This is a genomic window from Streptomyces sp. NBC_00464 (assembly GCF_036013915.1).
Classification (GTDB): Bacteria; Actinomycetota; Actinomycetes; order Streptomycetales; family Streptomycetaceae; genus Streptomyces.
The window spans coordinates 5,220,067-5,246,793 of sequence record NZ_CP107899.1; the positions used below are offsets into that span (position 1 = coordinate 5,220,067).

At 72.0% G+C, this 26,727-nt stretch carries 19 protein-coding genes; 4 read left to right on the forward strand and 15 right to left on the reverse strand.

The annotated features are described in order from the left end of the window. Positions 1-4: 4 nt before the first annotated feature. The 14 genes from OG912_RS23500 to OG912_RS23565 form a co-directional block, all read right to left on the reverse strand. Positions 5-1,504: an FHA domain-containing protein gene (locus OG912_RS23500; RefSeq protein WP_327711133.1), complete on the reverse strand. Its 1,500-nt coding sequence runs from the start codon at positions 1,502-1,504 to the stop codon at positions 5-7. 108 nt (positions 1,505-1,612) lie between these two features. Further along, positions 1,613-2,965 (reverse strand): vWA domain-containing protein, encoded by a 1,353-nt coding sequence (locus OG912_RS23505; RefSeq protein WP_327711134.1) that lies wholly within the window; start codon positions 2,963-2,965, stop codon positions 1,613-1,615. 89 nt (positions 2,966-3,054) lie between these two features. Beyond that, the gene (locus OG912_RS23510; protein WP_327711135.1) at positions 3,055-4,398 is read right to left on the reverse strand and encodes a PP2C family serine/threonine-protein phosphatase; all 1,344 of its coding nucleotides are present in this window, start codon (positions 4,396-4,398) and stop codon (positions 3,055-3,057) included. Beyond that, entirely contained in the window at positions 4,395-7,217 is a 2,823-nt protein-coding gene (locus OG912_RS23515; protein ID WP_327711136.1) for a serine/threonine-protein kinase, read from the reverse strand. Before OG912_RS23515 ends, OG912_RS23510 begins: the two co-directional genes overlap by 4 nt. A gap of 94 nt (positions 7,218-7,311) precedes the next feature. After that, positions 7,312-8,643 carry a hypothetical protein gene (locus OG912_RS23520; RefSeq protein ID WP_327711137.1) on the reverse strand — a complete coding sequence of 444 codons (1,332 nt, stop codon included), beginning with the start codon at positions 8,641-8,643 and terminating at the stop codon, positions 7,312-7,314. 100 nt (positions 8,644-8,743) lie between these two features. After that, positions 8,744-9,826 (reverse strand): glutamate ABC transporter substrate-binding protein, encoded by a 1,083-nt coding sequence (locus tag OG912_RS23525; protein ID WP_443061011.1) that lies wholly within the window; start codon positions 9,824-9,826, stop codon positions 8,744-8,746. An 11-nt stretch (positions 9,827-9,837) separates the two neighbouring features. Next, on the reverse strand, positions 9,838-11,241 hold the full coding sequence (locus OG912_RS23530; RefSeq protein ID WP_443061012.1) for a hypothetical protein: 1,404 nt from the start codon (positions 11,239-11,241) through the stop codon (positions 9,838-9,840). A 361-nt stretch (positions 11,242-11,602) separates the two neighbouring features. Further along, the gene (locus OG912_RS23535) at positions 11,603-12,577 is read right to left on the reverse strand and encodes an N-acetylglucosamine kinase (protein ID WP_327711138.1); all 975 of its coding nucleotides are present in this window, start codon (positions 12,575-12,577) and stop codon (positions 11,603-11,605) included. Continuing rightward, a complete protein-coding gene (locus OG912_RS23540) occupies positions 12,568-13,833 on the reverse strand; it encodes a 6-phospho-beta-glucosidase (RefSeq protein WP_327711139.1) in 1,266 nt (421 codons plus the stop codon). Before OG912_RS23540 ends, OG912_RS23535 begins: the two co-directional genes overlap by 10 nt. 3 nt (positions 13,834-13,836) lie before the next feature. After that, positions 13,837-14,739 (reverse strand): carbohydrate ABC transporter permease, encoded by a 903-nt coding sequence (locus OG912_RS23545; protein ID WP_326736210.1) that lies wholly within the window; start codon positions 14,737-14,739, stop codon positions 13,837-13,839. Between the two features lies 1 nt (position 14,740). Further along, positions 14,741-15,682 (reverse strand): carbohydrate ABC transporter permease, encoded by a 942-nt coding sequence (locus OG912_RS23550; RefSeq protein WP_326736209.1) that lies wholly within the window; start codon positions 15,680-15,682, stop codon positions 14,741-14,743. A gap of 10 nt (positions 15,683-15,692) precedes the next feature. Next, positions 15,693-17,030: an ABC transporter substrate-binding protein gene (locus tag OG912_RS23555; RefSeq protein ID WP_327711140.1), complete on the reverse strand. Its 1,338-nt coding sequence runs from the start codon at positions 17,028-17,030 to the stop codon at positions 15,693-15,695. Positions 17,031-17,102: 72 nt separating this feature from the next. Continuing rightward, entirely contained in the window at positions 17,103-18,326 is a 1,224-nt protein-coding gene (locus OG912_RS23560; RefSeq protein ID WP_327711141.1) for an ROK family transcriptional regulator, read from the reverse strand. Positions 18,327-18,594: 268 nt separating this feature from the next. Further along, positions 18,595-19,662: a mechanosensitive ion channel family protein gene (locus OG912_RS23565; RefSeq protein WP_327711142.1), complete on the reverse strand. Its 1,068-nt coding sequence runs from the start codon at positions 19,660-19,662 to the stop codon at positions 18,595-18,597. 366 nt (positions 19,663-20,028) lie between these two features. On the opposite strand from OG912_RS23565, the gene OG912_RS23570 reads away from it, so the two are divergent. Beyond that, the gene (locus tag OG912_RS23570) at positions 20,029-20,565 is read left to right on the forward strand and encodes an HNH endonuclease (RefSeq protein ID WP_018552807.1); all 537 of its coding nucleotides are present in this window, start codon (positions 20,029-20,031) and stop codon (positions 20,563-20,565) included. A 46-nt stretch (positions 20,566-20,611) separates the two neighbouring features. Here OG912_RS23570 and OG912_RS23575 read toward each other — a convergent pair whose 3' ends face one another. Next, positions 20,612-23,620: a beta-N-acetylglucosaminidase domain-containing protein gene (locus OG912_RS23575; RefSeq protein ID WP_327711143.1), complete on the reverse strand. Its 3,009-nt coding sequence runs from the start codon at positions 23,618-23,620 to the stop codon at positions 20,612-20,614. A 310-nt stretch (positions 23,621-23,930) separates the two neighbouring features. On the opposite strand from OG912_RS23575, the gene OG912_RS23580 reads away from it, so the two are divergent. The 3 genes from OG912_RS23580 to OG912_RS23590 are packed head-to-tail and all read left to right on the forward strand — an operon-like array spanning position 23,931 to position 26,701. Next, complete coding sequence (locus OG912_RS23580; RefSeq protein WP_326736204.1) at positions 23,931-24,227, forward strand: hypothetical protein; 297 nt, start codon at positions 23,931-23,933, stop codon at positions 24,225-24,227. Next, a complete protein-coding gene (gene malQ, locus OG912_RS23585) occupies positions 24,228-26,450 on the forward strand; it encodes a 4-alpha-glucanotransferase (protein ID WP_327711144.1) in 2,223 nt (740 codons plus the stop codon). 20 nt (positions 26,451-26,470) lie between these two features. Next, positions 26,471-26,701, forward strand: coding sequence for a hypothetical protein (locus OG912_RS23590; protein ID WP_326736202.1), 231 nt, complete (start codon positions 26,471-26,473; stop codon positions 26,699-26,701). The last annotated feature ends 26 nt before the right edge of the window (positions 26,702-26,727 follow it).

A 26,727-nucleotide genomic window follows, 5' to 3' on the forward strand; every position in this document is an offset into this window, starting at 1 on the left:
GCGGTCAGTCCCGGCGGATCGTGATCGTCGTCCACGCCCCGACGTGCACCTGGTCGCCGTCCTGGAGAGGTACGGGGACGTAGGGCTGGATCGGGTCCTCGGCGCCGTTGAGCGTGGTGCCGTTCGTCGAGTTCTGGTCGACGACGGCCCAGCTGCTGTCCGGCTGCTGCACCAGCACCGCGTGCTGGTGCGAGACGCCCGGGTCCTCCGGAGGCACGGACAGGTCGATGTCGGGGGACTCGCCCGTGCTGTGCCGGCGGCGGCCGATGGTGATCTGGTTGCCGATGAGCGGGAGTTGCTGCTCCGGGGAGTACGCCGGGAGGTTGAGCCCGGTGGCCTCGGGGCCGCTGCGCTGCATCATCGCCAGGAAGTACTCACGGTCGGGCGCGATGACCGCGGTCCAGTTCATGGACTGCGGAGGCTGACCCTGACCCTGACCGGGGCCCTGAGCCTGACCGGGGCCCTGACCCTGACCGGGGCCCTGAGCCTGGCCCGGTCCCTGGTCCTGGCCCGGATACGGCGGCTGCTGCATCGGCGCCTGCGGGCCCTGGGCCTGCGAGGGCGGGGACAGCAGCCAGTCGTCACCGCCGGTCAGGGGTCCCTGCGGCTGCGGCGGGGCCGGCGGTCCCGGCTGCTCGAAGACCGGGGGAGTCGTCTGCTGGAACGCGGGCGGTGCGCTCTGCTGCTGCTGGAACGGCGGGGGCGGGCCCTGCTGTCCCTGCTGCTGGAACGGAGGCGGCGGGCCCTGCTGCTGGAACGGGGGAGGCGGCGGACCCTGTTCCCCCTGCTGCTGGAAGGGCGGAGGCGGCGGACCCTGCTCCCCCTGCTGGAACGGCGGCGGGGGCGAGCCCTGAGGGGAGTTCTGCTGCTGGACGTGCTGCTGGCCCTGCGGGAAACCCTGCGGACCGCCCTGCTGTCCCTGCTGCTGGAACGGCGGCGGAGGCGGCGGGCCCTGGTGCTGGCCCTGCTGCTGTCCTTGCTGCTGGAACGGGTGAGGGGGCTGCTGACCCGGTCCCGGAGGGCCGGGCCGACCAGGCCCCGGACCGGACGAGAGCGGCTCGGCCGAGCGGTTCACCTGCGAGGGACGCGAGCTCTGGTACTCGAACGGATCGCGGGGCTCGCGCGGCTGCGGCGGGCCCGGCGGCTGCGCCTGGAAGCCCGGCGGCAGATTCAGACCAGGGACCGGACCGCCCGGACCACCCGGAACGCCGTGCTGCGGTGCCAGGGGTGTGTACGACGTCGCGGTGTTCGTGAGGAAGTTCCAGCGGCATTCCTCGCAGTACGGAGCCATGGACTCCCGCGGGGTGCGGCACTGGGGGCAGAGCTCGGCCTGCTGGGTCGCGTCGGGGCCGGAGCCCTGCGGATATCCGTAGCCGGGCGCGGGTGGCGGGGGAGGCGGCGGGGGAACGGCGCCCGCAGGGGCGCCCGTCCCGGCCATGCGGTGGCCGCAGACCTCGCACCAGTCCTCGGAACCCGACTGGTGTCCGTTCGGGCAAGTCGGCATGTCGGCGCTTCCCCCTCTCCTCGTCCGGCCCAGGGGGCCGTCATTTTCTCTTGCGTAGCCGCCCGGCGGACCTGGCCGGTCGGGCGGCTCATCAGCGCGGATATGTAGTTACTTCTTGACGCGAACCGTCTTCGTGGAGCGCGTTTCGAGTGTCATCTCGTCCGCATCCGCGACCTTCGCCTTCAGTCGCACAGTACCGGTCGCCGCGTCGACGACGTCTACCACCTTCGAAAGCAGTTTCGCAGTGTCCTCGTTCCCGGACGCCGATGCCAACTGCACCGCCCGGCCGAGTTTGGCCGTCGCGCCGTCGAAGTCTCCCGACTTGCGCGCATCGAGCCCCTGCTGGATGACTTGTGCCAGTTCGGCCTGACCCGTGTAGTGCGCGACCTGCGGATTGATCGAGGTCGACGCCACCATGTCGTCCGTCCACACCGCCCGTACCAGACCCTGCGAGAGCGTCTGGGGCGTCCCGCCCGCAGGGTCGGGAAGGATCAGTGAGACGCGGGCCGCCAGCATCTCCTGCCCGATGCCGGCCTCCGGCACCTGCACGCACACGTGGTAGTCGCGGGACTCGTCGCCCCAGGAACCGGTGGGATAGTCGCCCGCCCGGGGGCCGGCCTCGGTGCGCCGGTCGGTCAGTTCGGCCACCGTCGGCGCGACCTGCTTCACGAACTTGATCTCCACGCCGACCGGGGTCCAGAGCCGCAGTGCGACGTCCGCGACCTCCTTGCCCATCGCGTTCTCCATCATCTGTGTGAAGTCCGCGGCCAGCCCCGACGGGTCGGCGACGATGTCGGCCGTGCCGAGCAGCGCGGAGGCGATCGCTGTGACCTCTTTCACCTCCCAGTCGGTGCCCACCCCGCGGGCGTCACACGTGAACCGGCCCGCGCACGCGTCGAGCGCGGCCCGCAGATCCTCCGGGGCCTCGTGCTCGTTGCGCCCGTCCGTCAGCAGGATCCCGTGCCGGATCTCCACGTCGGCGGCGCCGAGCAGCCGGTCCGTCAGCCGCAGCCAGGTCCCGATCGCCGTACCGCCGCCCGCGCTGAGCCGGCGCAGGGCCTCCTTCGCCTGGGCCCTGGTCTGCGCATCGGCGACGGCGAGCCGGCCGTTGCCCGGGTAGACCTCCTTGGCCACGTGCGTGCCGCCCACCACGGCGAAGGACGTGCCGTCGCGCAAGGTGTCGATGGCCGCCGCCGTCGCGTCGCGGGCGTTGCGCATCTTCGTCGGCGGGTAGTCCATCGAACCCGAGCAGTCCACCATGATCACCACGGCTGCCTTCGCCGTGCCGCCCGTCAGGTGCGAGGGCGGCGCACCCGTCAGCGGAACGCCGCCGGTGGTGCCGCCCCCGGTCGAGGTGACCGTGATGATGCCGTTGACCTCACGGCCGCCCTCGGGCAGATATTCGTTCTGATACACCTCGACGGAGAACTGCGGCACGTTCGACTTGGAGAAGTTGGCCATCTGATCGGCTCCTTGAGGCTCCATGTGTCAGATGAAGACAGAGTTACGGACAAAGGCATCGGAGGTGCACGGGGCGGACGGAACGGGACTCACCCGCTGCTGTAGGCGGATCCTGCCCCTTGAGGTGCCACGGCGAACGGCACCAGTGCCACTGTTACGTTGTCGTGGCCCCCGCCGTCCAGGGCGTGACCCACCAGCACCTGGGCTCCGTGCAGCGGCCGTTCGTACGCGTCCTCGGGCACCGCGGCGGCCATGTCGGCCGCGGACTCCGCGTAGTTCCACAGGCCGTCCGTGCAGACCACCACGAGTCCCGGCCGGTCCGGCTTGAACGACGCGGTGTGCGGCTCCAGTTCGTAGGCGTCCGCGCCGAGCCAGCCCGTGATGGCGTGGGCGCGCTCGTCCGCGTACGCCTCCGCCTCGTTCATCAGACCGGCCGCGACCATCTGCGCGGCCCAGGAGTCGTCCTCGGTGAGCCGGGCCGGCGGACTGCTCCGGTCCTCGGGCACCCAGTACACGCGGCTGTCACCGACCCAGCCGACGACCAGCAGGCCGCTCGCCATGATCGCGCCGACCAGGGTGCACGCCGGGGCGTTCTGGTGGCGGTGCGGATCCTGCTCCTGGCCCTGACCGGGGTCCTGCGCCAGCAGGTTGACCGACTCGCCGGCGGCGACGATCGCCTCGTGCATCGCCTGCTGCGGATGCGTGCCACGCGGCAGCGACTCCAGCAGCGCCTCGTTGGCGGCGTACGCGGCAGCGGCCGAGGCCTCGTCGGGCCGGCTGGCCGACGACACCCCGTCGCAGACGATCGCGACGACGGCCGGGGAGCCGTCAGGCAACGCGGTCGTCGACACCGCGAAGGAGTCCTCGTTGCGGTGATGACGCAGCCCGCGGTCACTGACGGCGGCGACCGACTCCAGCTCCTGCTCCATGTGGTCGCGCTCGCGCGGCTGGGCGTGGCCGCAGTTCTCGCAGTAGCCGTCGTTGTCGACCCGGCCGGCCCGGCAGGCCACACACACCTTGGTGCCGGCCGACGGGGTCAGTGCGGGGTCGGGGGAGGTACGGGGATCGGGCGCCGCCCCCGCGGCCACGGGCGCGGCCAGCTCGAAGTCCCCCGACGCGGCGGGGCCGTCGAAACCGACCTCCGGCGCGGCGGCGGGCGGCGGCGGGGCCGAATGCTCCGCCCCCGGGGCGGAGCCGGGCACCCGCCCGGGGCCGGGCTCCGCCGCCCCGGGGGCCGGCCCGAAGCCGGCACCCGGCGCGGTCCGCCCGGCAGGGGTGGTGATGGCGATCGTCGGATGGTCCTGCGGCGGCTCGGGCACGGCCGACAGGTCGTATCCGCACGCGCCGCAGAACAGGTCCCCCGGCTCCAGCGGCTCCGCGCAGCCGGGACACCTCGACAAGGCAGTTTCCTGGTGGTTCTGCGACATGTTCACACCCACGTTCGGGGGCGGAAACGGTTGGCCCGCTCCACCAGTTCGATCCTCTCGTCACCGGGCTCCGCAAGCCGGGCGAGCATCCGGTACGACCGCTCCAGCCCGAAACGCAGGCCGCGCTCGTCCAACTCACTGCCGAGCAGCGTCCTCGGACCCTGCGCCCCGGCGTGCGGGGGCGACTTCGGGTCCGAGGGGCGAGCCGTGGGACTACCGGAGAGTACCCAGTCGAGGGCCGTCCCCAGCACCTCGGTCGACAACTGCTCCCGGCGCACCGCGTCCAGACCGAGCCCGGCCAGCCCCGAGACCTGGGCCGACGCCGCCATCAGATCGGTGATCAGCGGCTCGTCCGGGGCCCGTTCCCGCAGCCGGGCCCGCACCGCGGCGACCCGGGCCGCTGTGAAGTGGATCGACGCCTCCGGCACCGACTCCAGGGTCCTGACGGCACCGCCCCGGTCCCCGGCCGCGAGCTGCACCCGGGCCAGGCCGAACGCCGCGCTCACGAAGCTCGGGTCGGTCATCCACACCAGCCGGTAGTACTCGGCGGCGTTGTCCAGCTGGCCCAGGACCTCCGCGCAGATGCCCAGAGCCAGCTTCGGCGCGGGCTCCCCGGGAAACGCGTCGTAGACCGCGTCGAACGACAGCGCCGCGTTCTCCTTGTCGCCGGCCACCAGGGAGGTGAGCCCGCGATACCAGACCACCCGCCAGTCGTCCGCGTGCTGCGCCTCCAGCGAGGCCAGGGTTCTGGTCGCGCCGCCGAGGTCGTTCATCTCCAGGGCGGCGCGCAGCTCGCGCAGCCGCGTCTCCAGCGAGGCGGCCGGCACGGCCTGCAGTGCGGCAATCAGTTCGGCGGGCGCCGATGCCATCACCCCGGCGAGGAAACCCGCGTTGGGGTCACTCGCGTCGACCCGGGGGACCGGCAGCGCGAGCGAGGTCCCGCGCACATCGAGCCCGGCCAGCCGGGGGCCGTTCGCGCTGTACGGCCCCGGCACGGGTCCCGGACTCGCGACCGGGACCCGGGGAGCCGGAATGGCCGCCTGGGACTGCGCGTACGGAACGGGGGCGCCGTTCCCCTCGCCGCCCGGGGCGCCGCCTCGGACGTGGGTGGTCGTGGAGGGCAGCGGTCCGGCCCCCGCGGCGAACCCGGGAGGCGGGCCGGCCGGCAGGGCGCCCGGCATGCCGCCGGGCGGTGCCACCGCGGCCGGCGGGGAGACGGGCGGGGCCACCGGCGCCCCGCCGCGCCGCCGGCCGAAGAGCCCGGACCGGCCCGGCGCCGGCGACCTGGCCCCCAGGCGCGAGACCTCACCGGTCTGGAGGGTGAAGAGCTCCGTGTCGGTGACCCGCAGCTCCGCACCGAACAGCGTCGACAGAGCCGGGCGCGGGCGCCCCGTCTGCAACGACACCACCTCGCGCAGCACCCCCGTCAGCTGCTCCGCCATCTCCGAGGCGGAGGCGAACCGCCGCGCCGGATCGGGATCGGTCGCCCGCACCAGCAGCCGGTAGAACGACTCGTAGGTCCGGAACACCTCGATGTTGTCCGGGTCCGGCAGCGAGTCCACGAAGACGTTCGTATAGCCCTGGAAGTCGAAGGTGAGCACCGCGAGCGTCCGCGCGACCGTGTACAGGTCGGAAGCCACCGAAGGACCCACCTCCGCGACCTCCGGCGCCTGGTAACCCACCGTGCCGTAGATGGCCGACTCCTCGTCGTCCATCCTGCGGACCGCACCCATGTCGATCAGCTTCAGCTGGTCCTCGGTCTGGATCGCGTTGTCGACCTTGAAGTCGCAGTACAGCAGGTTGCGGCTGTGCAGATGCCCCAACGCCTCCAGCGCCTCGATGCCGAACGCGCACGCCTGCTCGACCGGCAGCGGATCCCGCTTCCCGGACGGGGTGCGGCGATCGTTGGCGATCTCCTTGAGCGCCTTGCCGCCGACGTACTCCATGACGATGTAGCCGTCGAGGGAGCCGGTCCGCTGGTCGAGGTGCTCGACGAAGTTGTAGATCCGGACGATGTTGGAGTGCTCGATCTCGGCGAGGAACCGGCGCTCCGAGATGGCCGCCGCCATGGCGTCCTGGTCACCGGTGTCGAGCAGACCCTTGAGCACCACCCACCGGTCGGAGACCGCCCGGTCCACCGCGAGGTAGACCCAGCCGAGCCCGCCGTGCGCCAGACAGCCCGCGACCTCGTACTGCCCGTGGACGATGTCGCCCCCCTGGAGCTTGGGCACGAAGGAGTACGGGTGGCCGCACTTGGTGCAGAACCCCTCCGTACGCCCCGTCCGCTCGCCCCTGGACCGGCCCACCGGCGCCCCGCAGTCCGAACGCGAACAGAACCGCTTGCGCTCCGGCACCTCCGGGTTCTCCATCACCGCGGTACGCGGATCGGGGCGCGGCACGTCCGGTACGAGCACCAGCCCGGCCCCCAGCCGGTTGCGGCCCGAGGAACCGGTCGACCTGGCCGAGGAACGCACCGAGACCGAAGGCGAGGTGGCATTGCCCGACAGCGCGCGCGAAAGCCGCCCCGACACCGAGCGCCGCGAGGTCGACGAGCGTGAGGACGACCGCGAGGACGCCCTCGACGACGCCTGCGAACTGCTGCGGGACGAGGAGTTGTTGCTGCCCCTGCTGCTCCGGCCACCGCCCGCGATACCCGTGGCCGGCGAACTCACCATGCCATCCCCGAGTTCTCGGCTTCGCTCGAACAGGGGAGACCCCATTGGTGACACGACCGGCGCCAGACCGCAGGTGTCGCAGTACAGCTCACCGCTGCCCATGTCCTCGTAACTGCCCTCGCACGCGGGGCGCTGGCACTGCGTACTCATGGTCATTCCCCCTGTTCGCCCCGCCGCCGCGGCGGCCACGATGCTCCGTCACTACTCGTCCCGCACACCCTGTGCCCCAAGAACCCCGGACGTTTCATGGGCGCCCCCGCCGGTCCTCGGGGCCGGACGGCCCGCGCCCGGCCAGCATGTCCAGCGCAGCGTCCTGATAGCGCTGCACCGTCAGCGCGGCGACCCGCAGATCGCACGGCGCGCTCCACAGCATCCGGCGGGCCGCGTCGTAACGCTCGATGAGGACCGGATCCTCCGCCAGGCCGTGCCGGGCCACCTTCGCCTTGTACGCGTCGAGCCGGCCGCGCAGCTCCGCCCGGACCGCCAGCGGAGCCGTGACCGCGGTCAACTGCTCCCGGGCCCGCAGCAACTCCTCGCCCGCCTGCTCCTCCAGGGACTCCAGGAGCGGTGAGAGCCGGTGCCACTGCGCATGCCTGCGGTACTCCGACGCCGTGGCCAGACGCTCCTGGAGCGCCGTCGGCGGACCGTTGACCACGGGCACCTCGGACGCGGCGATCTTCGCGAGCACCTCGCCGCGCGCCGACCTGGCCTCGGCCAGCGTGCGGTCGGCCCGGGACAGGACATCGCGCAGTTGGACGAGGCGCTGCTCGGCGTCCTGCCGGACCGCGAGGACGGCCTCGACCTCCCGCCGTACCTCGTCCAGCGCCCGCGCCGCACGGTCGTAGCGCGTCGTGTCCGGACGGCCGCCGCCCGGCGCCGAACTGCCGGGCCCCGGCAGCCAGAACGCCAGCGGGTCGGAGATCACCTGCACCCGCAGCGTGGTCAGCTCCTGGACGATCGCCTCCAGATCGTCACCCGCCGGGTGCTCCCCGGGCCGAACGCCGACCGAGTGCGCCAGCGAGTGGGTGCGGCGCAGTTCGGCGGCGAGCAGATCTATCCGGGCGGGCATCGCCGACCACACGGAGTCGGAGGCGACGACCATGTCGAGCGAGCGCGCGTACAGCTCGTTCATCCGCTGGACCAGTTCCTCCAGCGAGAAGTGCTGCGAGAGCCGGGCCGGGCCGGTGACCGACGGATCGTGGGCGGCGGCGTGCGCCACCGTGACCCCCTGGCCACGCAGCAGTTCGGTGAGGGCCACCAGGTCCTCGCGGTTGGGCTGACGACGCCGGGCCCGCACCTCGCGCGCCCGGTTCAGGGCTCCCGCGTACGCGTCGAAGTAGGTCCACAGCAGGGTGATCGACTGCTCGGTGGTGCTCCAGCGCTCCTTGGTGACACCGGTGAGGTCGGCGCCCTCCAGCAGCCGGCGCCCGGCGTGGTCCTGCAGGGCGAGGAGCGAGGTCTCGATCGCCTCGTGCTCCGCACCGAGCCGGGCCAGCGCTCGGTCGGCCTCGTCCCGGTCCATGACCGGGCCGGGGGGCCGGGCCGCGTAGCTGGGGAAGGGGCCCGCGACGCCCATCGATCACCTCTCCGCTCTTGCTGCCGGGCGGGGGCCCGGCAGGATCAGTGCTGTCGACCGCCGGCCGGTCGTCAGTTGCTCGCCGGCCGGGAACCAGGTCCTAGTTCCGGTACTTGGGCGCCGGCGGCGCCGATATCCCGGGCAGGCCGTCCTTCAGCCACTTTCGGTACGACTGCATCCAGGGGCTGCTGTCGCCACCGGCGCGGTAGCCGACCAGCACCTTGTTGACCCGGGACACCAGGTCGTCCGCGCCCTTCTTCGTGGCCACGCCGTAGTACTCGGTGGTGAAGGGGGCGCCCTTGAGCTCCACGGCCGGGTCCTGGGCGGCCTGGCCGGCCGCGAGGGCGTTGTCCGTGACGACCGCGTCGACCTCACCCATCTGGAGCCGCACCAGGCAGTCCAGCTGGTTGGGGACGGTGAGCTTGTCCTCGTCGGCCGCGGTGCCGTCGTGCTCGTCCTTGAACACGGAGCCGAACGACTCCTTCTCCAGCGCCTCGTACGCGGTGGAGCCCTCGGCGGTACAGACCCGCTTGCCGGCCAGTGAGGAGTTGAAGCCGGTGATCGCGTCATCCTCCGCGGGGTCGGCCTTCGGGTCCGCCTTCGGTGCGAGGACCTGCTGACCGGCCTGGAAGTAGGCCGTGGAGAACGACACCTGGTCCAGCCGGGCGCAGTTGATCGTCATCGTCCGGACGACGACGTCGACCTTGTCGTTCTCCAGCGCGGCGATGCGCTGGTTGGTGGGGATCGCCCGGAAGATCACCTTGTCCGGGCTGCCGAGGATGTCCTCGGCGACGGCCCGCACCAGGTCGATGTCGAAGCCTTCGAGATTGCCGGACTCCGGGTTGCGGAAGCCCCACTGGAAGCTGTTCTGGTCGACGCCGGCGATCAGCTTGCCGCGCTCCTTGATCCGCTTGATCGCGTCGCCCTCCGCCAGGCCGGGCAGCAGGCTGGCCTCCGGGTCCGTGCAGTCGTCGGCCCGCGTCTGAACGGCGTGAGTCGTCCCGGTCCCCGCGTCCTTCGCGTCGAAGGCGCCCCGGCCGCCGTGGGAGAGCGGCAGCAGGGTCAGCGATGCCGTCACCGCGCAGGCCGCGGCCATGGCGGTCACCCCGCCCCAGCCGCGCAGCCGGTTCAGCCGGCCCCCGCGGGCCGTCCCCGGGCCCGTCCTCGGGTCCTTCGCTGTCATCGCTCCCCCTGTCACCGGAACTCCGAGAGCCTGCGGTTGACCCCGACGATCGCCGCCACCGCGCCCAGCACCGCGAGGGCCGCGGCGCCGATCGGCAGTCCGCCCAGGGCCCCGCGCCCGTCCTCGGCGGCCCGGGTGAATTCACTCTGCTCGTGGGCGAGCGCCTTGCGCAGCGCTTCGTCCACCCGGCTGAAGGACTGACCCGTCGAGTTCTTCGACCCGATGATCTGCTCCAGCGCGGTGTCGTAGTCGCCGGCGTCGTCGGTCTTGCGGGCGGTCCGGTGGCGGCCCTGCCACTCGGTCACAGCCTTGACGGCATCCGCCACCGGCTTGCCGCCCTCGGCGTCGTCGGTGTCGGCGGCGAGCTTCGCGGCCGTGCTCAGCTCTTCGCCGAGTGCCTTCATGCTCGTGCCGTAGTCGGTCTCGTACTTGTCGTTCTTGCCGTCCGCCGTGAGCACCGCGCCGCGGGCGACCACGGTGAGGTTCTCGCTGGAGCGCGCCTTCAGCGAGTCGATGCGCGCCCGGTTGAGCACGTCCAGGGACTGCTGCCCGTGCGTGTTGGCCTCGGCCAGATCGGACCTGGCCACCGTGTGCCCCACCGCCAGCCACAGCAGCACCACGGTCGCCGCCGCGGTTGCCGCGAGCAGACCCTGGTTGAACACCCGGTTCGTCCTGCGGTAATTGCGCCGCTGTGCCCAGAACAGCACGGCCAGCGCGATGACACCGATGCCGAGGGAGAAGAACGGCCATGTCCGGGCGGAGTGGTAGTCCTGGTCGAGCCGGTCCGTCTCCGCCGTGTAGAGCCGCTCGGCGGCCGGCAGCAGCTCGTTGGACATCTTCTGGTTCGCGTACCGGAGGTAGGCGCCGCCCAGCGGCAGCCCCTGCCGGTTGCTGGCGCGGGCGCGCTCGATCAGCCCGGTGTAGCGCGGGAGTTCCTTGTTGAGCGTGGTGATCTCGTGGCCGGACGTCGTCGACGCGTCCGTGTTGGCCGCGGCCCTCACCAGCAGCCGGGAGGCGTCGTCGATGTCCTTCACATACTGGTCGTGGACCGCCTTCGGCTCCTGCGGTCCGGCCAGGAAGCCGCTCGCGGCCGCCGCGTCCGCATCGGCCAGCGAGCGGTAGATGCCCGCCGCGTCCGCGCTGAGCGGCTGACTGCGCTCCACCACGTCGTTCGCAGCCGCCGCGCGGTCGCTGATCTCGAACGCCGTCACCGCCCCGAACGCGACGACGAGCAGCGCCAGCACGGCTCCGATGATCTGGAGCCGGCCCGGCTCGGTGGTCGCCGCGGCGCGAAGCCGTTCGGTCACCAGGGCCCGGACGCTGTGCGGCGGCGGCGCGGGCACGGCCGCCGTCGGCGCAGGCTGCTGCTCCGGCGCGTGCTGCGGCGCCGGGCGTACATTCGGCGGGTATGTCACTTGACCTCCCCCTCGGTCACTGACGGTGGCCCGCCCCCCGGCCGATCGGGGAACTGGTACCCGGCCAGAAGTATGGCCGCAGGGACCGGTGTCCACATGGTGAACGCCCGGATCCTGCACCGGTCCATGAAGCAGCCAACAGTGATCAGCCGCGGTCACACAGCATTCGATCAAGGTCGACGCCGTCGATCAAGACGATCGGCGGAGCAATCCCCGAAGCGACCCGAAGCATTCTCTGCAGCGGATCGATCTCCCCACTCATGAACACGTTCCCGGCAACTGATCGGTTCCCGTACGCAGAAGGCGTCCCATGACCCGAAGGTTACGGGACGCCTCCGACACCCGCCGGTGCGGCCGTCCGTCAGACGTACTGCGCCCGCAGCCTGGCGTGCACCTCCGGCGCCGCGCCCGTGTGGTCCAGGCCCAGCAGCCCGGCACCCAGCACCGGGGACTCCTGCACCACCCGCACCACCGCCTTGGGGGCGCGCAGGGCGAGGAGTTCGGTGATCCGGTCGTCCAACTGCGGGTGGCGGGCCGCCAGCACGCTGCCGCCCAGCAGCACCGGTGCCACCTCGTCGAGCAGACCGAGCCGGGACAGCGCGACCGCGGACAGCGCCACGACCTCATCGGCCAGCCGGTCCACGAGCCCGCGCGCCACCGCGTCGCCGGACGCGGCGGTCGCGAACAGCACCGGCGACAGCTCGTGCCGCCGCCCGGACTCGATCCGGCCCAGATGCAGCGCCTCGATCAGTGCGTACATCGATGCGAGCCCGAAGTGCGCGGGCAGCGTACGGGCCAGCTCGGTCGGTTCACCGCGGCCGTCCTCGGCGCGCGCGGCGAACCACATCGCCTCCTCGGAGAGCCCCGAACCGCCGCCCCAGTCACCGGAGATCCGGCCGATGGCGGGAAAGCGCGCGGTCCGCCCGTCCGGCACCATGCCGACACAGTTGATCCCCGCACCGCACACGACGGCCACTCCGCGCGGCTCGTCGATCCCGGCGCGCAGGATCGCGAAGGTGTCGTTGCGCACCTCCACCGTGCGACCCCAGCCACGGGCGCGCAGGGCCTCGCCCAACTGCGCCTCCTCGACCGGAAGATCGGCGTTGGCGAGACACGCGGACACATGGGCGACGGAACCGGCGCCCGCACCGGCCGAGGCCAGCACCTGGTCCACCGCGGCGCCGAGCACATCCACGGCCGTGTCTGTACCGACCACCGGCGGCTGGAAGCCGCCGCCGCGGGACGTGGACAGCACGGTGCCGTCCTCACCGATGAGTGCCACATCGGTCTTGCTGTTCCCCGCGTCTATCGCGAGGACGGAACCGTTCACGCCCACGCGAGGTGCTCCCGGTTGTGCGCGATCAGCTTGTCGGTGAGCGCCTCGGCGTACTCGAACTGGCCGATCAGGGGGTGCGCGAGCAGCGCCTTGAACACCCGGTCACGTCCACCGCGCAGCGCGGCCTCCAGCGCCAGGTCCTCGTACGCCGTCACGTTGGCGATCAGGCCGGCGTACAGCGGGTCCAGCTCCGGCACGGCGAGCGGCGTCGCACCCGTCCCGTCGACCCTCGCCTGCACCTCGATCACCGCGTCGTCCGGCAGGAACGGCAGCGTCCCCCTGTTGTACGTGTTGACCACCTGGTGCGTGGAGCCGGCACCGCCCAGGAGTGAGGCCGCCAGGTCGACAGCCGCCTCCGAGTAGAAGGCGCCGCCGCGCTTGGCGAGCAGCGCGGGCTTCTCGTCCAGCGCCGGGTCGCCGTACATGGCGAGGAGTTCCTTCTCCATCGCGGCGACCTCGGCCGCCCGCGAGGGCTTGGTGCCGAGCTCGCGCACGACCTCGTCGTGCGCGTAGAAGTAGCGCAGGTAGTACGAGGGGACGACGCCGAGGCGGTCCACGATCGCCCGCGGCATGTGCAGGTCGTCCGCGATCGCGTCGCCGTGCTCGGCGATCAGCCGCGGCAGCACGTTCTCGCCCTCGGGACCGCCGAGGCGCACCCCGAGCTCCCAGCTCAGGTGGTTCAGCCCGACGTGGTCGAGGTGCACCTCACCGGGGGTCACGTCGAGCAGAGCTGCGAACTTGCGCTGGAAGCCGATGGCCACGTTGCACAGGCCGACGGCCTTGTGGCCGGCCTGGAGCAGCGCCCGGGTGACGATGCCGACCGGGTTGGTGAAGTCGATGATCCACGCGTTCGGGTTGGTGCGCCGGACACGCTCGGCGATGTCCAGGACGACGGGGACGGTGCGCAGGGCCTTGGCGAGGCCGCCGGCCCCGGTGGTCTCCTGGCCGATGCAGCCGCACTCCAGGGGCCACGTCTCGTCCTGGTTGCGGGCGGCCTGGCCGCCCACGCGCAGTTGGAGCAGGACCGCGTCGGCGTCGGCGACGCCCGCGTCGATGTCCGAGGTGGTGACGATCCGCCCCGGGTGGCCCTGCTTGGCGAAGATCCGCCGGGCGAGGCCGCCGACGAGTGCGAGCCGTTCGGCGTCCGGGTCGACGAGCACGAGCTCCTCGACCGGCAGGGTGTCCCGCAGCCGTGCGAATCCGTCGATCAGTTCAGGTGTGTAGGTGGACCCGCCACCCACTACTGCGAGCTTCATGAATCAGCCCTTTACTCCGGTCAGTGTGACGCCCTCGACAAATGCCTTCTGTGCGAAGAAGAAGACGACGATCACAGGGGCCATGACCAGAACGGTCGCGGCCATGGTCAGGTTCCAGTCGGTGTGGTGTGCGCCCTTGAAGGACTCCAGTCCGTAACTCAGCGTCCAGGCCGCCGGGTTCTCGGAGGCGTAGATCTGCGGGCCGAAGTAGTCGTTCCAGGCGTAGAAGAACTGGAAGAGGGCGACGGCGGCGATGCCCGGCTTGGCCATCGGGATCACGACGCGCAGCAGGGTGCGGAACTCGCCGCAGCCGTCGACCTTCGCCGCGTCCAGGTACTCGTTGGGGATGGTCAGCAGGAACTGCCGCAGCAGGAAGATGGAGAACGCGTCGCCGAACGCCATCGGGATGATCAGCGGCCAGAGCGTGCCGGACATGTCCAGCTGCTTGGCCCAGAACAGGTACATCGGGATGACGACGACCTGCGGCGGCAGCATCATCATCGAGATGACGAGCATCAGCGACAGATGCCGGCCGCGGAAGCGGAACTTGGCGAGCGCGTAGGCCACGGGCAGCGAGGACACGACCGTGAGGACGGTGCCGAGCCCCGCGTACAGCAGGGTGTTCTTCCACCAGGTCAGAAAGCCCGGGGTGTTGAACACCTCCTTGTAGTTGCTCCACTCGAAGGGGTGCGGCCACAGGTCACGGGTCAGTGCCTGCTGGTCGCCCATCAGCGAGGTGAGCAGGAGGAAGACGAACGGCAGCACGAAGAAGAGCGCGGCCGCGACGCCGAGCGAGTGCACACCGATCCAGTGCAGCAGCGCCTTGCGGCGTGCCACCCGCTCGGCCGGGGTGACGGGGTCACTCACCGGGCCGGCGGCCTTCGGGGTGTCGAGAACCTGCGCCACGTCACTCACCTGCCTGGATCAGTCCGCTGCGGCGCCGCATCAGGAGTGCGGTGAACGCCATGGCGAGGACGAAGAGAACGAGCGCGACCACACAGGCGGAGCCGTAGTCGAAGCGCTGGAAACCGAGGTTGTAGACCAGCTGCGGAAGCGTCAGTGTCGATTTGTCGGGATAGCCGGGCTCGAACTGCTGCCCGGAGCCGCCCATGACACCGGACGCGACTTTCCCGGCCACCAGGGGCTGGGTGTAGTACTGCATCGTCTGGATGATGCCGGTGACCACGGCGAACATGATGATCGGCGAGATGTTCGGCAGCGTGACGAAGCGGAACCGCTGGTACGAGGACGCCCCGTCCAGCTCCGCCGCCTCGTACTGCTCCTTCGGTACGTCGAGGAGTGCGGCCATGAAGATCACCATCAGGTCGCCCACCCCCCACACCGCGAGGGCGGTCAGCGCCGGCTTGGACCAGGTGGCGTCCGTGAACCAGCCCGGGGTCGGAAGCCCGAGGTCGCCGAGGATCGAATTGACCGGTCCCGTACCCGGGTTGAGCAGGAAGACGAAGCCCAGCGTGGCGGCGACCGGCGGGGCCAGGTACGGCAGGTAGAACAGCGTCCGGAAGACGCCGGTCCCCGTCTTGATCTTGGTGATCAGCATGCCGATGCCGAGACCGAAGATCACCCGGCAGGTCACCATGACCAGGACCAGCCACAGCGTGTTGCGCAGGGCGGGCCAGAACAGCGGGTAGTCGTTGAAGACGTACGACCAGTTCTTCAGCCCGCTGAACTCGGGGGCCGAGAAGCCGTCGTAGCTGGTGAAGGAGAAATAGAGCGTGGAGATCAGCGGGTAGGCGAAGAAGACGCAGAACCCGATCAGCCACGGCGACATGAAGGCCGCCGTCCGAAGCGCCGAGCGGCGGCGCTTCGAACGGAGTGTGTACGTGCTCATCGCGTCGGCTCTACTTCGCCTGTGCGATCGCCGCGTCGATTTCCTTCGCGGTCTTCTCCAGGCCCGCCCCGATGTCCTTCTGCGTGCCCTTCTCGACCTCGAAGCCGAGGTTCTGCAGGGACGTCAGGTACGCGCCGCCGTTCACCGAGGGCGGGGTGGTGGTGGACTTCGGGTTGGCCGCGATGTCCAGGAAGGTCTTGAAGCGCGGGTCGTACTTCAGCTTCGGCGACTTGAGCGCGGCGAGCGTGGAGGGCACGTTGTGGATGGCGTTGGCGAAGTTCACCACCGCGTCGGTGTCGGTCGTCATGAACTTCACCAGCTCCCAGGCGGCGTTCTGCTTGCCGGAGGTGGCGGCGATCCCGGCGATGGTGCCGGTCAGATAGCCCTTGCCGTAGGTGTCGGCCTCGTCGTCGGCGACGGGCATCGGGGCCACGCCGATCTCGAACTTCGGCTTGGTGTCCTCGGCCATGCCGAGCCGCCACTCGCCGTCCAGCTGCATGGCCACCTGGCCGGTGTGGAACGGGTGCTTGGCGCCCCACTCGTCACCGAAGCCGGTACGGAACTTCTCCAGCTTCCGGTAGCCGCCCAGCGAGTCGACCAGCTTCTTCTGGCTGGTGAGCATGGAGGCGAATGCCGGGTCCTTGGCGATGTTCGACTTGCCGTCGGCGTCGAAGTACGTCGGGTTCCAGCTGCCGAGGTAGTGCTCGGTCGTCGACTCGTAGCCGTGGTAGTTCGGCATGAAGCCGAGCTGCTCGTACGAGTCGCCCTTGGTCTTCGTCAGCTTCTTCGCGTCGGCGGCGAACTCGGTCCAGGTCTTCGGCGGGCTGGTGATGCCGGCCGCCTCGAACGCGTCCTTGTTGTAGTAGAGGCCGTACGCGTCGCCCAGCAGCGGCACCGTGCAGCGCACGCCCTCGAACTGGGTGTACTCGTTCATCGCCTTCGGGAAGGTCGCGTCCGCGTCGATCCCGTCCTTCTTCAGGAACGGGTTGAGGTCGACGAAGGCCTTCGACTTGCAGAACTTGCCCACGTTGTTCGTGGTGAACGACGAGACGACGTCCGGCGCCTTGGAACCGCCGGCGCGCAGCGCCTGGTTGATCTTGTCGTCGGTCATGTTGCCGACGACCTTCACGTGAATGTTGGGGTGGGCCTTCTCGAAGGCGTCGATGGTGGCCTGGATTCCCTTGACCTCGCCCGGGGCACTCCAGCCGTGCCAGAAGTTGATGGTCGTCTCCTTGGACGCGTCATCACTGGCACCGGAACTGCTCTGCCCGGTACAGGCGGAGGCGAACAGGGCTATCGCGGCGGTCGCGGCGAGCGCGACGGCCGGCTTCCGGCGGTTTCCGGACATGGTGGTGTCTCCCGATGAAGGGTTGGGACGGGGAAAGGGGTGTGGGGTGTGGGTGTACGGAAGGTGTGCGGGTCAGCGCGAGGTGTCGAACACTTCGTCGCGAGTGGTGGCGAGCGCGCTCTCCAGCGCGCCGCGCAGTACGGGCCGGTGGGTGACGTCACCGGCGATCAGCCGCGGCCGGGACGCGGCCAGCTCGGCGAGTTCGGCGGCCACCCGGCTGCGCAGCGGTTCCCCGCCGCGCGAGATCAGCTCACCGGACAGCACGACGACCTCGGGGTCGAGGACGGCGACCATGGAGGCGAGACCGGTGGCCAGACCGGTGGCGAACAGATCGAGGAGCCGGCCGTACGGCCCGCCCTCGCCCTGCTCCACGGCCGCGGCCGCCCGGCCCACCAGCTCGGCGGCGACCTCGTGATGGGTGCCCGGACCGCGCACGGCCTCGTCGTCGATGCCGAGTTCACGGGCCAGCCGGGCGAGCACCTGGGCGCCCGCCAGCTCCTGGAAGCCGCCCGCGTTCGCCTTGGTGACCTGGCGGACCAGGGGGGCGCCGGGCACCGGCAGGAAGCCGACCTCGCCGGCGCCGCCGGTGAAGCCGCGGTGCAGCCGGCCGTTGATGACGAGGGCGGCGCCGAGCCCCTCCTCGTTCCACAGCAGCATGAAGTCGTCGTACCCCCGCGCCGCGCCGAGCCGTTGTTCGGCCACCGCGACGAGGTTCACGTCGTTCTCGTACTCCACCGGCATCGGCAGGAAGGCCGCCAGCTCGTCCAGCAGGGTGGGGGAGTGCCAGCCGGGCAGGTGCGAGGCGTACCGCAGCCGGCCCGTGCCCGGGTCGAACGCGCCCGGCGTGCCGATGACGACCCGGTGCACGTCGGACCGGGTCAGTCCGGCCTCCTTGACCGCACCGTCCAGCGCCTCCGCCACCTGGCGCACCACGCTGTCGGCGCGCCGTCCGGGGGTCCGCAGTTCGAACTCCCCGACGGTCTCGCCCGTCACATCGGCGACGGCGGCGACGATCCGCTGGGCGTTCACGTCGAGGCCCGCGACATGGGCGGCCGAGGCGTTGACGGCGTACAGCTGAGCGTTGGGTCCGGGCCGTCCGGCCGCGGTCCCGGTGGCGACGACCAGTCCGGCCGCCTCCAGCCGGGCCAGCAGTTGGGAGGCGGTGGGCTTCGACAGGCCCGTCAGCTTCCCGATCCTGGTCCGCGACAGGGGCCCGTGCTCCAGCAGCAGGTCGAGGGCGGCGCGGTCGTTCATGGCGCGCAGAACGCGGGGGGTACCCGGCGTGGTTCCGGCCATGGTCACTGCACCTGCCCTCTGTTAGGAAAGTTTCCTATTCGGTGAGAGGACCGTAGGGCGCGTGTCACCAGGGCGTCAATGGTCTGCACCGCGGTGGCAACCAAAGCGTTACCTGGGCGGGAGCGGTGCCGCCCCGGCCGGGGCGGCGTCACGGATGCGTGGATACCCAACACCGCACTTGACGAACCAAGTTGGCCTGGAAACACGGCTGAGGGGCACCCCGCGGACCTCGCGGGTGCCCCTCAGCCGTGATGCGTACGGCCGTGCGCTACTTCGTGATGTTCGGCGGCGGGGTGATCGGCGTCGCCGCCAGGGACTGGGGTGAGGTGGCCGAGGCGTAGGCCGAAGGGGCGGCCATCGCGGCCGTGGGGTCCGCGGCGGAGGGCTCGTCCGGCTGGGCCGGGATGCCGCCGACCATGCGGATGCCCGCCGCGTCGAAGGCGCGCTTGATGCGCCAGCGCAGCTCGCGCTCCACGCCCAGGGCCTTGCCCGGCATCGTCTTCGCGGTCACCCGGACCGTCATCGAGTCGAGCAGCACCGAGTCCAGGCCCAGGATCTCCACCGGGCCCCACAGGCGCTCGGTCCACGGGTCGTCCTTGGCCATCAGCTGGGCGGCCTCGGTGATCACCGTACGTACCCGGTCGAGGTCCTCCGTGGGACGCACCTGTACGTCGACGCCGGCGGTGGACCAGCCCTGGCTGAGGTTGCCGATCCGCTTCACCTCGCCGTTGCGGACGTACCAGATCTCACCGTTGTCGCCGCGCAGCTTGGTGACCCGCAGGCCGACTTCGATGACCTCGCCGGAGGCGACGCCCGCGTCGATGGTGTCGCCGACGCCGTACTGGTCCTCAAGGATCATGAAGACGCCGGACAGGAAGTCGGTGACGAGGTTGCGCGCACCGAAGCCGAGCGCCACCCCGGCGACCCCCGCGGAGGCCAGCAGCGGGGCCAGATTGATCTCGAACGCGCCCAGGATCATCAGGGCTGCCGTGCCGAGGATCAGGAACGAGGCCACCGAACGGAGTACCGAACCGATCGCCTCCGAGCGCTGGCGGCGCCGTTCCGCGTTGACCAGCAGGCCGCCGAGCGCGGTGCCCTCCACCGCCTGGGCGCTGCGGTTCATGCGCTCGATGAGCTTGGTCAGGGTGCGGCGGACGGCGATGCGCAACGCGATCGCGATCGCGGCGATGAGCACGATCCGCAGACCGGTGTTCAGCCAGGTGGACCAGTTCTCCTCCACCCAGCTCGCGGCGTTGCCGGCCTGCTTCGCGGCTTCGTCCAGCGAGCCACCGGGCTCGGGTGACGGGGCTGCAGCCAACAGGGCGGACAGGGACACGGCGAAACCTCCAGTTGGGCGAGCGCTGAACAACCACACTAACGGGGCATCCGGAATGCTCCGTTGCCGTGATGGAGGGGAGAGACGCGTCTCACCCGGGGATATGGACGAGGTAAGGGACGTGTCCCGCGAGGGCGGATGCGCGAGCGGCCTGTGGCCGATCGCACACCGGGCGCGCTCGCGGCGGGCAGGCCCCCGAAGCGCCTGTTCCGGCGCGTCCCGGCGTACGGGCGGCAGGGCCCGGGAGGAAAATCCTTCCGGCCCGTTACCCGCACGTGGTGGCGCTCCGACCAGGCCGGAGGGGAGACTGAGACCGGATCGTCCCGGCGCGAGCCACGCGCCGCCGGCGTACAAGGAGGCGTCCACGTGCCGCATGTCCTGGTTCTCAACGCGTCGTACGAGCCGCTCGGCGTCGTACCGCTCCGCCGCGCGCTCGTCCTCGTCCTCGAGAACAAGGCCATTTGTCTCGAGGAGTCCGGCGCCTTCATGCACAGTGCCACCCGTGCCGTCCCGGCCCCCAGCGTCGTCCGCCTGAAGCGGTTCGTGCGCGTCCCCTACCGGGGGCCCGTCCCGCTGACCCGCCGGGCGCTCTTCGCCAGGGACGGAGGGCGCTGCATGTACTGCGGCGCCGCCGCGACCAGCGTCGACCACGTCATTCCACGAAGCCGCGGCGGGCAGCACGCCTGGGACAACGTGGTGGCCGCCTGCCGCCGCTGCAACCACGTCAAGGCCGACCGTCATCTGCCCGAGCTCGGCTGGCGGCTGCACCAGCAGCCCGCGCCGCCGACCGGACTGGCCTGGCGGATCATCGGTACGGGGCACCGCGACCCGCGCTGGCTGCCCTACCTGCAGCCGTTCGGCGCGGACGACGCGATGGCCAGGATCGACGGGATCTCGGCCTGAGCATCCGGGCCCCGGCAGTTCCGGGGCCCGGGACTGCCGGGGTGCGTCAGTCGTCCTGCCCGGCCACGGCGAAGGCCTGTACCGACCAGAGCGAGTAGCCGTACTCGGTGGCCCGCCCGTCGCCCTGGATCCTGATGAAACGGGTGTCCTTCGCGTCCATCCGGACCGATTCGTGCCCGCCGCCGCCGTTGCGGACGGTGGCCGCCGTGCGCCAGGTGCGGCCGTCCGCGGAGACCTGTACGCGATAGCGGGAGGCGTACGCGTCCTGCCAGTCCAGCACGACCTGGCCGACCCGGGCCGTGGCCGACAGCTCGGCCTGCCACCAGGCGCCGTCCTCGGCCGGTGAGGACCAGCGGGTCTTCGGATCGCCGTCCGACGCGGCAGCCGCCGGGAAGTCCGTGGTCTCGTCGCCGGACGAGGAGGGCGTGGCGGTACGCAGCAGATCGGGGCCGGCCGTACGGGGGAAGGCCCGGACGGTCAGGGTGGTCTCCTCGGTGCCGAACGAGAACGGCACCTCGTACTCACCCGCAGGCGTGCCCGCGGGGACCGTGATCTCCACGGGCACCCCGGTAAGGGAACCGCGCGGCACGGTCGTCTGCTTCGGCACCCGCACCTCGATGCCCTTGGGCGCCTTCGCCTTGAGCGCGCCGCGCACCTCGGCCGGGCGGCGCGCGGAGAGCCGTGCCTCGACCCGCAGCGGCTTGCCGCCGATCTCGGCGTCCGTCTCCCCGCGTGCGAGAGCGAGCCGGGCGGCGGGCTCGTCGCCGAACCACGGGACGAGCGAGCGCACCCGGGGGGCCGTTCCGGCGGACGGGGCGGCGCCCGCGAGCGGAGGGATGATCAGGGGCGGTGCGCCGGTGACCGCCGGAGTGGCGGTCGGCCAGCTGATCCGGACCGCGTCGGCCCGCACACCCTGGCCCGGCGACTGCGTCCAGCCCCGCGCCGACAGGGCGCCGAGGCTGCGCCAGCCCTCGCCGGGCACATGGGCCTGGACCGTGGCCCCCGACACCGTCGTGTCGTCGCCGGGCACCGTCATCGCGGTGACGGCCTCCAGCGGGCGCACCCGGGCGAACCGCACCGTATAGCTGCCCGGAGCCTCGGTCACCGTGCCGTTGTCGCGGTCCGATCCGGCCCAGGCGTCGGCCTCCTTGCGCACCCGGTCGAGGAACGGGCCGAGCACGCCCTTGCCGACCGTCGCACCGCCCGTCTTCACGGCCTTGAGGGCCGGTTCCAGGGCCAGCGAGGCCTCCCAGGCTGCCGCACCGTCGTCGCGCGCCTGTGCCTGGAGCAGATCGACGGCCAGCTCGCCCGCCCTGCCGTAGCGGGCCAACTGCTCGCTCCACGGCCGCACTTCGTCATCGAGGCGCCCGTCGGCCAGCCCGGCCAGCCGCTGCGGGGTCTCGCGCATCACCGTGAACGCGGCCCGCAGACGGCGCGCCGCCTCGTCGCGCGCCGGGGTGCCCTCGCCCGCACGGGACTTCCAGAACGCGGCGAACAGCGGCTGCAGATACGCCGACTCGTCGCCGCCCAGCACGGACCCCGCGCTGTTGCCCGCCAGCGCGCGCAGCGCGTCCCTGCTGCGGGCGTCGCCGCCCGCGAGATCGTCCAGGGCCGCCTGCCAGGACTCCTGCGCCTGGTACCCCTTCGGGTTCCAGGCGAAGTCGGCGGCGGTGAACAGCGGGATCCGGGACGCGGACGGCTGCTCCATCGCATTGGCCAGCAGCGCCGCCGAACCGATGGCGACCGCCGGGTCCCGGCCCGTGTAGGGGCCCAGGAAGATCCGGTCCTGCGCGTAGTCGTTGACCGGGTAGTTGTCCATCGTGACCAGCGGATGGCGGAACGTGGTGCGGGCACCCGCCAGTTCGCCGCCGGTGATGGTCCTCGGTACGACCCCGACGCCGGTCCAGGCGACCTGCACCCGGTCGTCGAGTTCCCCGGCGAGCGCGGTGCGGTAGTCCGTCGCCCCGTCCTGGTAGAACTCCGTCGGCATCATCGACAGCGGTTCCGAGCCCGGGTGGCGGTCCGCGAGGTGCTGCGCCACCCGGCTCACGACGCGGGCCTGCGCCCTGGCCGCCGCCTCCGGGCCGCTGCCGAAGGTGTCGGCGTCGGCCGAGCAGTGCCATTCGCTGTAGCTGACGTCCTGGAACTGCACCTGGAAGACCCGCACGCCCAGCGCCCACATCGCGTCGATCTTCTTCGTCAGCGCCTTCACGTCACGGTCCGACGACAGGCACATGGACTGGCCCGGAGCCACCGCCCAGCCGAGCGTCACATGCTCGGCGGCGGCCCGTTCGGCCAGCGCGCGGAATTCCGCACGCCGCTCGGCGGGATAGGGGTCGCGCCAGCGGTCCTGCCGGTACGGGTCGTCACCGGCCGCGTAGAGGTACCGGTTCTGCTTGGTGCGCCCCATGAAGCCGAGCTGGGAGAGCCGTTCCTCCTGGGACCAGGGCTGTCCGTAGAAACCCTCGGTCATCCCGCGTACGGCACCGGCCGGCCAGTCCCGGACGGTGACGCCGGCGATGCGGCCGCCCCCGGTCAGCTGACGCAGCGTCTGCACCGCGTGGAACAGGCCGTCGTCCCCGACGCCGTCCACCGCGACGGTGTCCCGGCCCGCGACCCGGCCGACCGCGATCCGGTAGCCGCCGGAGGGGAGATCGGCGCGGTCGGGCGTGCGCAGCGTGCGCAGGGCGTCCAGGGCGCCGTCCCCGCCGAACCGGATGACGGGCCCGCCGCCGGGCAGCGCCTCGTGGACGGTCCGTACGCCCGCGTCGCGCAGCACCGTGCGGAGCGCGTCGACCGCGTACGGGTCGGCCCCGTCGCCGACGACGAGGGTGGCCTCGGAGGAGAGCGGGACCGAGGATCCGGACGCCTTGATGCTCTGCGGCCGCGGCCACACGGCGGGCGGCGCGGCGTCGTCGGTGCGGTCCGGGGTGGCGACGGCGGGGGTGCCGGGCGTCGAGGGGGCGGCGACGGCGGCCGGGGCCCCCGCGGAGAGCAGCCCGCCGAGCACGGCCACGGCGACGGCCGTCGCGTGCTTCCTGCGCCTGAGCTGCATGCCTGGCTCCCCTCGCTTCCACCGGTGGGCCCCGAGCCCACCACCCGCGCGCGAGGGTGTCAATGCGCATGGTCGCTGTGGGGTGAATGCCCCGTATGTCGGGCGGCGTGAAGGGTGCGCCGTGATCGTCGGCGCACGCGAAAGACGGCGCCGAATGGCCGAAACAAGCGGACGTCTTACGGGCAACAGGCCTCCCGGGAACGGATTGTGACCCGGAGCACGTTGAACTCGTTGTCATAACGCCTACGTCTGCGGCCGCGTCCGCTGGGTAGGCCTGCTGTGTCCTGTTCCCCACGGCCAGGAGGCCACCATGCCCGCCGCTGCGCAGCTTCTGCTCTCCGCCCTGACCCCGCAGGTGCCGGGCGCCCTGACTGAACAGGTGCCGGTTCCCGCCCCACTGATCAGCGCATGCCCGGCGACCGTTCCCGGTTCCGGCCCGCTCACCAGCGAAGCGCCGCTGGCCGACGCCATACCCCTGACCAGCGAGCCTCCGCTCGCCGATGCCACACCCCTGACCAGCGAACCCCCGCTCGCCGTCCTCGCCCCGCTGACCAGCGAGCCGGCTTCTTCCGGCAGCGCTCGGGGCATGGAGTTCCCAGGAGTCTGAATGGGCTTGTCCCGGCTCGCCGCACTGCACGGCGTCGCCACCTCCTTCTCCCCGTCCGCCGACGTCACGGTGCCCGTCCCCGAGGGCACGGTCGTCGCGGTGCTCGCCGCGCTCGGTGTCGACGCCGCCACCCCGGAAGCGGTACGGGAGGCGCTCGCCGCCGCCGAGTCCGCGGCCGGCTCCCGGCTGCTCCCGGCCACGCTGGTGGTGTGGACCGGGGAGCCGCTGCCCCCGGCCCTGACCGCGCTGCCGCCCGGCACGGTGCTGACGGTCCGTCCGGAGGAGCCCGCTCCGGCGCCTCCGTCCCCGATGCGCGTCCCCGCCGGGGGTACGGTTCCGGCCGTTTCCGGCCCGGGTGCCGTCCGGGCCGCGAGGGACCCAGCGGCACCCGAGGTACCCGCGACGTATGAGACCCCGCCGCAGGCCGTCCCCGCGCCCGGCTGGTGGACCGAGCCGCCGCCCGGGGTGCACCGGCTGACCGTCCGGGCGCCGGGTGCGCAGGCCGAGACCTGCACGCTCGTGGTGGCCCCGGCCCGGGTCCCACAGCCGCCGGGGCGCAGCCACGGCTTCCTCGTCCAGCTCTACTCCCTGCTCTCCGCCCGCTCCTGGGGCATGGGTGACCTCGGCGACCTCGCCGATCTCGCCTCCTGGTCCGGGCGCTCGCTCGGTGCCGGCTTCGTCCAGGTCAACCCGCTGCACGCCGCGGTCCTTGGCACCCCCACCGACCCCTCGCCCTACCGCCCGTCCTCGCGGCGGTTCCCCGACCCCGTGCACCTGCACATCGAGTCCGTCCCGGAGTACGGCCACGCGCCCGACCCCGCCGCCCTCGACGACCTGCGCCGCCGGGCCGCCGAACTCAGCGAGGCCGTGCTGAACAAGGGCGCCCTGATCGACCGGGACGCCGTCTGGTCGCTCAAGCGGCAGGCCCTCGACATCCTCGTCGCCGTGCCCCTGACGCCCGGCCGCCGCGCCGCCTACTGCGACTTCCTCGCCGCGCAGGGGCAGGCCCTGGAGGACCACGCCCTGTGGTGCGCCCTCGCCGAGGTGCACGGCTCCGACTGGCACACCTGGCCGGCCGGCCTGCGCGACCCCCGCTCCAAGGAGACCGCCCGCGCCCGCGCCGAACTGCTGCACCGGGTTGACTTCCACTGCCGGCTCGCCTGGCTGACCGACGCTCAGCTCGCCGCCGCCCAGCGCGCCGCGAAGGACGCCGGGATGGCCGTAGGGATCGTCCACGACCTCGCCGTGGGCGTGCACCCCGGCGGCGCCGACACCTGGGCCCAGCAGGACGCCTTCGCGCACGGCATGTCCGTCGGCGCACCCCCGGACGCCTTCAACGCCCGCGGCCAGGACTGGGGGCTGCCGCCCTGGAGACCCGACGCGCTCGCCGCGTCCGGCTACGCCCCGTACCGAGGACTGCTGCGCGGGCTCCTCGCCCACGCGGGCGCCCTGCGCATCGACCACGTCATGGGCCTGTTCCGCCTCTGGTGGGTGCCCGAGGGGCGCCCGCCCACCGAGGGCACCTACGTCAGCCACGACGCCGAGGCGATGCTCGCCGTCCTCGTCCTGGAGGCCCACCGCGCCGGCACCGTCGTCATAGGGGAGGACCTCGGCACCGTGGAACCGGGCGTCCGCGAGGCACTCGCCCGGCGCGGCGTCCTCGGCACCTCCGTGCTCTGGTTCGAGCGCGACTGGTCCGGCACCGGCCGCCCCCTCGCCCCCGAGCAGTGGCGCGAGGACTGCCTGGCCACCGCCACCACCCACGACCTGCCGTCCACCGCCGCCCGGCTGACCGGCGACCATGTGGCGCTGCGCCACCGCCTGGGCCTGCTCACCCGCCCGCTGGACGAGGAACGGACCGAGGACGGCACCGACACCGCCGAGTGGCTCGGCCTGCTCTCCCGCCTCGGCATGCTCCCCGAGGGCGGCGACGACGAGGAGGCCGCCGTCCGCGCCGTCCACCGCTTCCTGCTGCGCACCCCCGCACGCATGGCCGGGGTCTGGCTGCCGGACACCATCGGCGACCGCCGCCCGCAGAACCTGCCGGGCACCTGGGACCAGTACCCCAACTGGCGGCTGCCCATCGCCGACGCGGAGGGCCACCCGGTCACCCTGGAGGAACTCGCCGCCTCACCCCGGCTGCACCGGCTGATGGACGTCCTCAGACCCCGTCAGGAGCCCCCGAGGACCCGTACGGCACCCCCGGGCGAGCGGCCCTCGTAGGCGTTCGCTACGTTTGCACCGTGGACAAGAAGAACGCTATGCGCGCCGGCGCCGTCGCTGCCGGAACGACGCTGATGATGCTGCTGATGTCGTCCCCCGCGCTCGCGCTCACCCGCGACGACGGCGACGACCCGGGTCCGGGCCTGAGCGTGATCGACACGATCGGTCTGTTCGTCGTGGCGCCCATCGCCCTGTTCGCGGTCATCGCGGGCCTGGTCATGGTCCTCGACAAGTCGAAGAAGCAGGCCTAGAGCCTCTCCGGACACCCCGGAACATC

Bases quoted from the DNA above. Each gene is read 5' to 3' on its own strand.
- OG912_RS23500 (WP_327711133.1), bottom strand. From the start codon at position 1,504: ATGCCGACTTGCCCGAACGGACACCAGTCGGGTTCCGAGGACTGGTGC.
- OG912_RS23505 (WP_327711134.1), bottom strand. From the start codon at position 2,965: ATGGCCAACTTCTCCAAGTCGAACGTGCCGCAGTTCTCCGTCGAGGTG.
- OG912_RS23515 (WP_327711136.1), bottom strand. From the start codon at position 7,217: ATGAGTACGCAGTGCCAGCGCCCCGCGTGCGAGGGCAGTTACGAGGAC.
- OG912_RS23520 (WP_327711137.1), bottom strand. From the start codon at position 8,643: ATGGGCGTCGCGGGCCCCTTCCCCAGCTACGCGGCCCGGCCCCCCGGC.
- OG912_RS23525 (WP_443061011.1), bottom strand. From the start codon at position 9,826: ATGACAGCGAAGGACCCGAGGACGGGCCCGGGGACGGCCCGCGGGGGC.
- OG912_RS23540 (WP_327711139.1), bottom strand. From the start codon at position 13,833: ATGAAGCTCGCAGTAGTGGGTGGCGGGTCCACCTACACACCTGAACTG.
- OG912_RS23550 (WP_326736209.1), bottom strand. From the start codon at position 15,682: ATGAGCACGTACACACTCCGTTCGAAGCGCCGCCGCTCGGCGCTTCGG.
- OG912_RS23555 (WP_327711140.1), bottom strand. From the start codon at position 17,030: ATGTCCGGAAACCGCCGGAAGCCGGCCGTCGCGCTCGCCGCGACCGCC.
- OG912_RS23560 (WP_327711141.1), bottom strand. From the start codon at position 18,326: ATGGCCGGAACCACGCCGGGTACCCCCCGCGTTCTGCGCGCCATGAAC.
- OG912_RS23575 (WP_327711143.1), bottom strand. From the start codon at position 23,620: ATGCAGCTCAGGCGCAGGAAGCACGCGACGGCCGTCGCCGTGGCCGTG.
- OG912_RS23580 (WP_326736204.1), top strand. From the start codon at position 23,931: ATGCCCGCCGCTGCGCAGCTTCTGCTCTCCGCCCTGACCCCGCAGGTG.
- malQ (WP_327711144.1), top strand. From the start codon at position 24,228: ATGGGCTTGTCCCGGCTCGCCGCACTGCACGGCGTCGCCACCTCCTTC.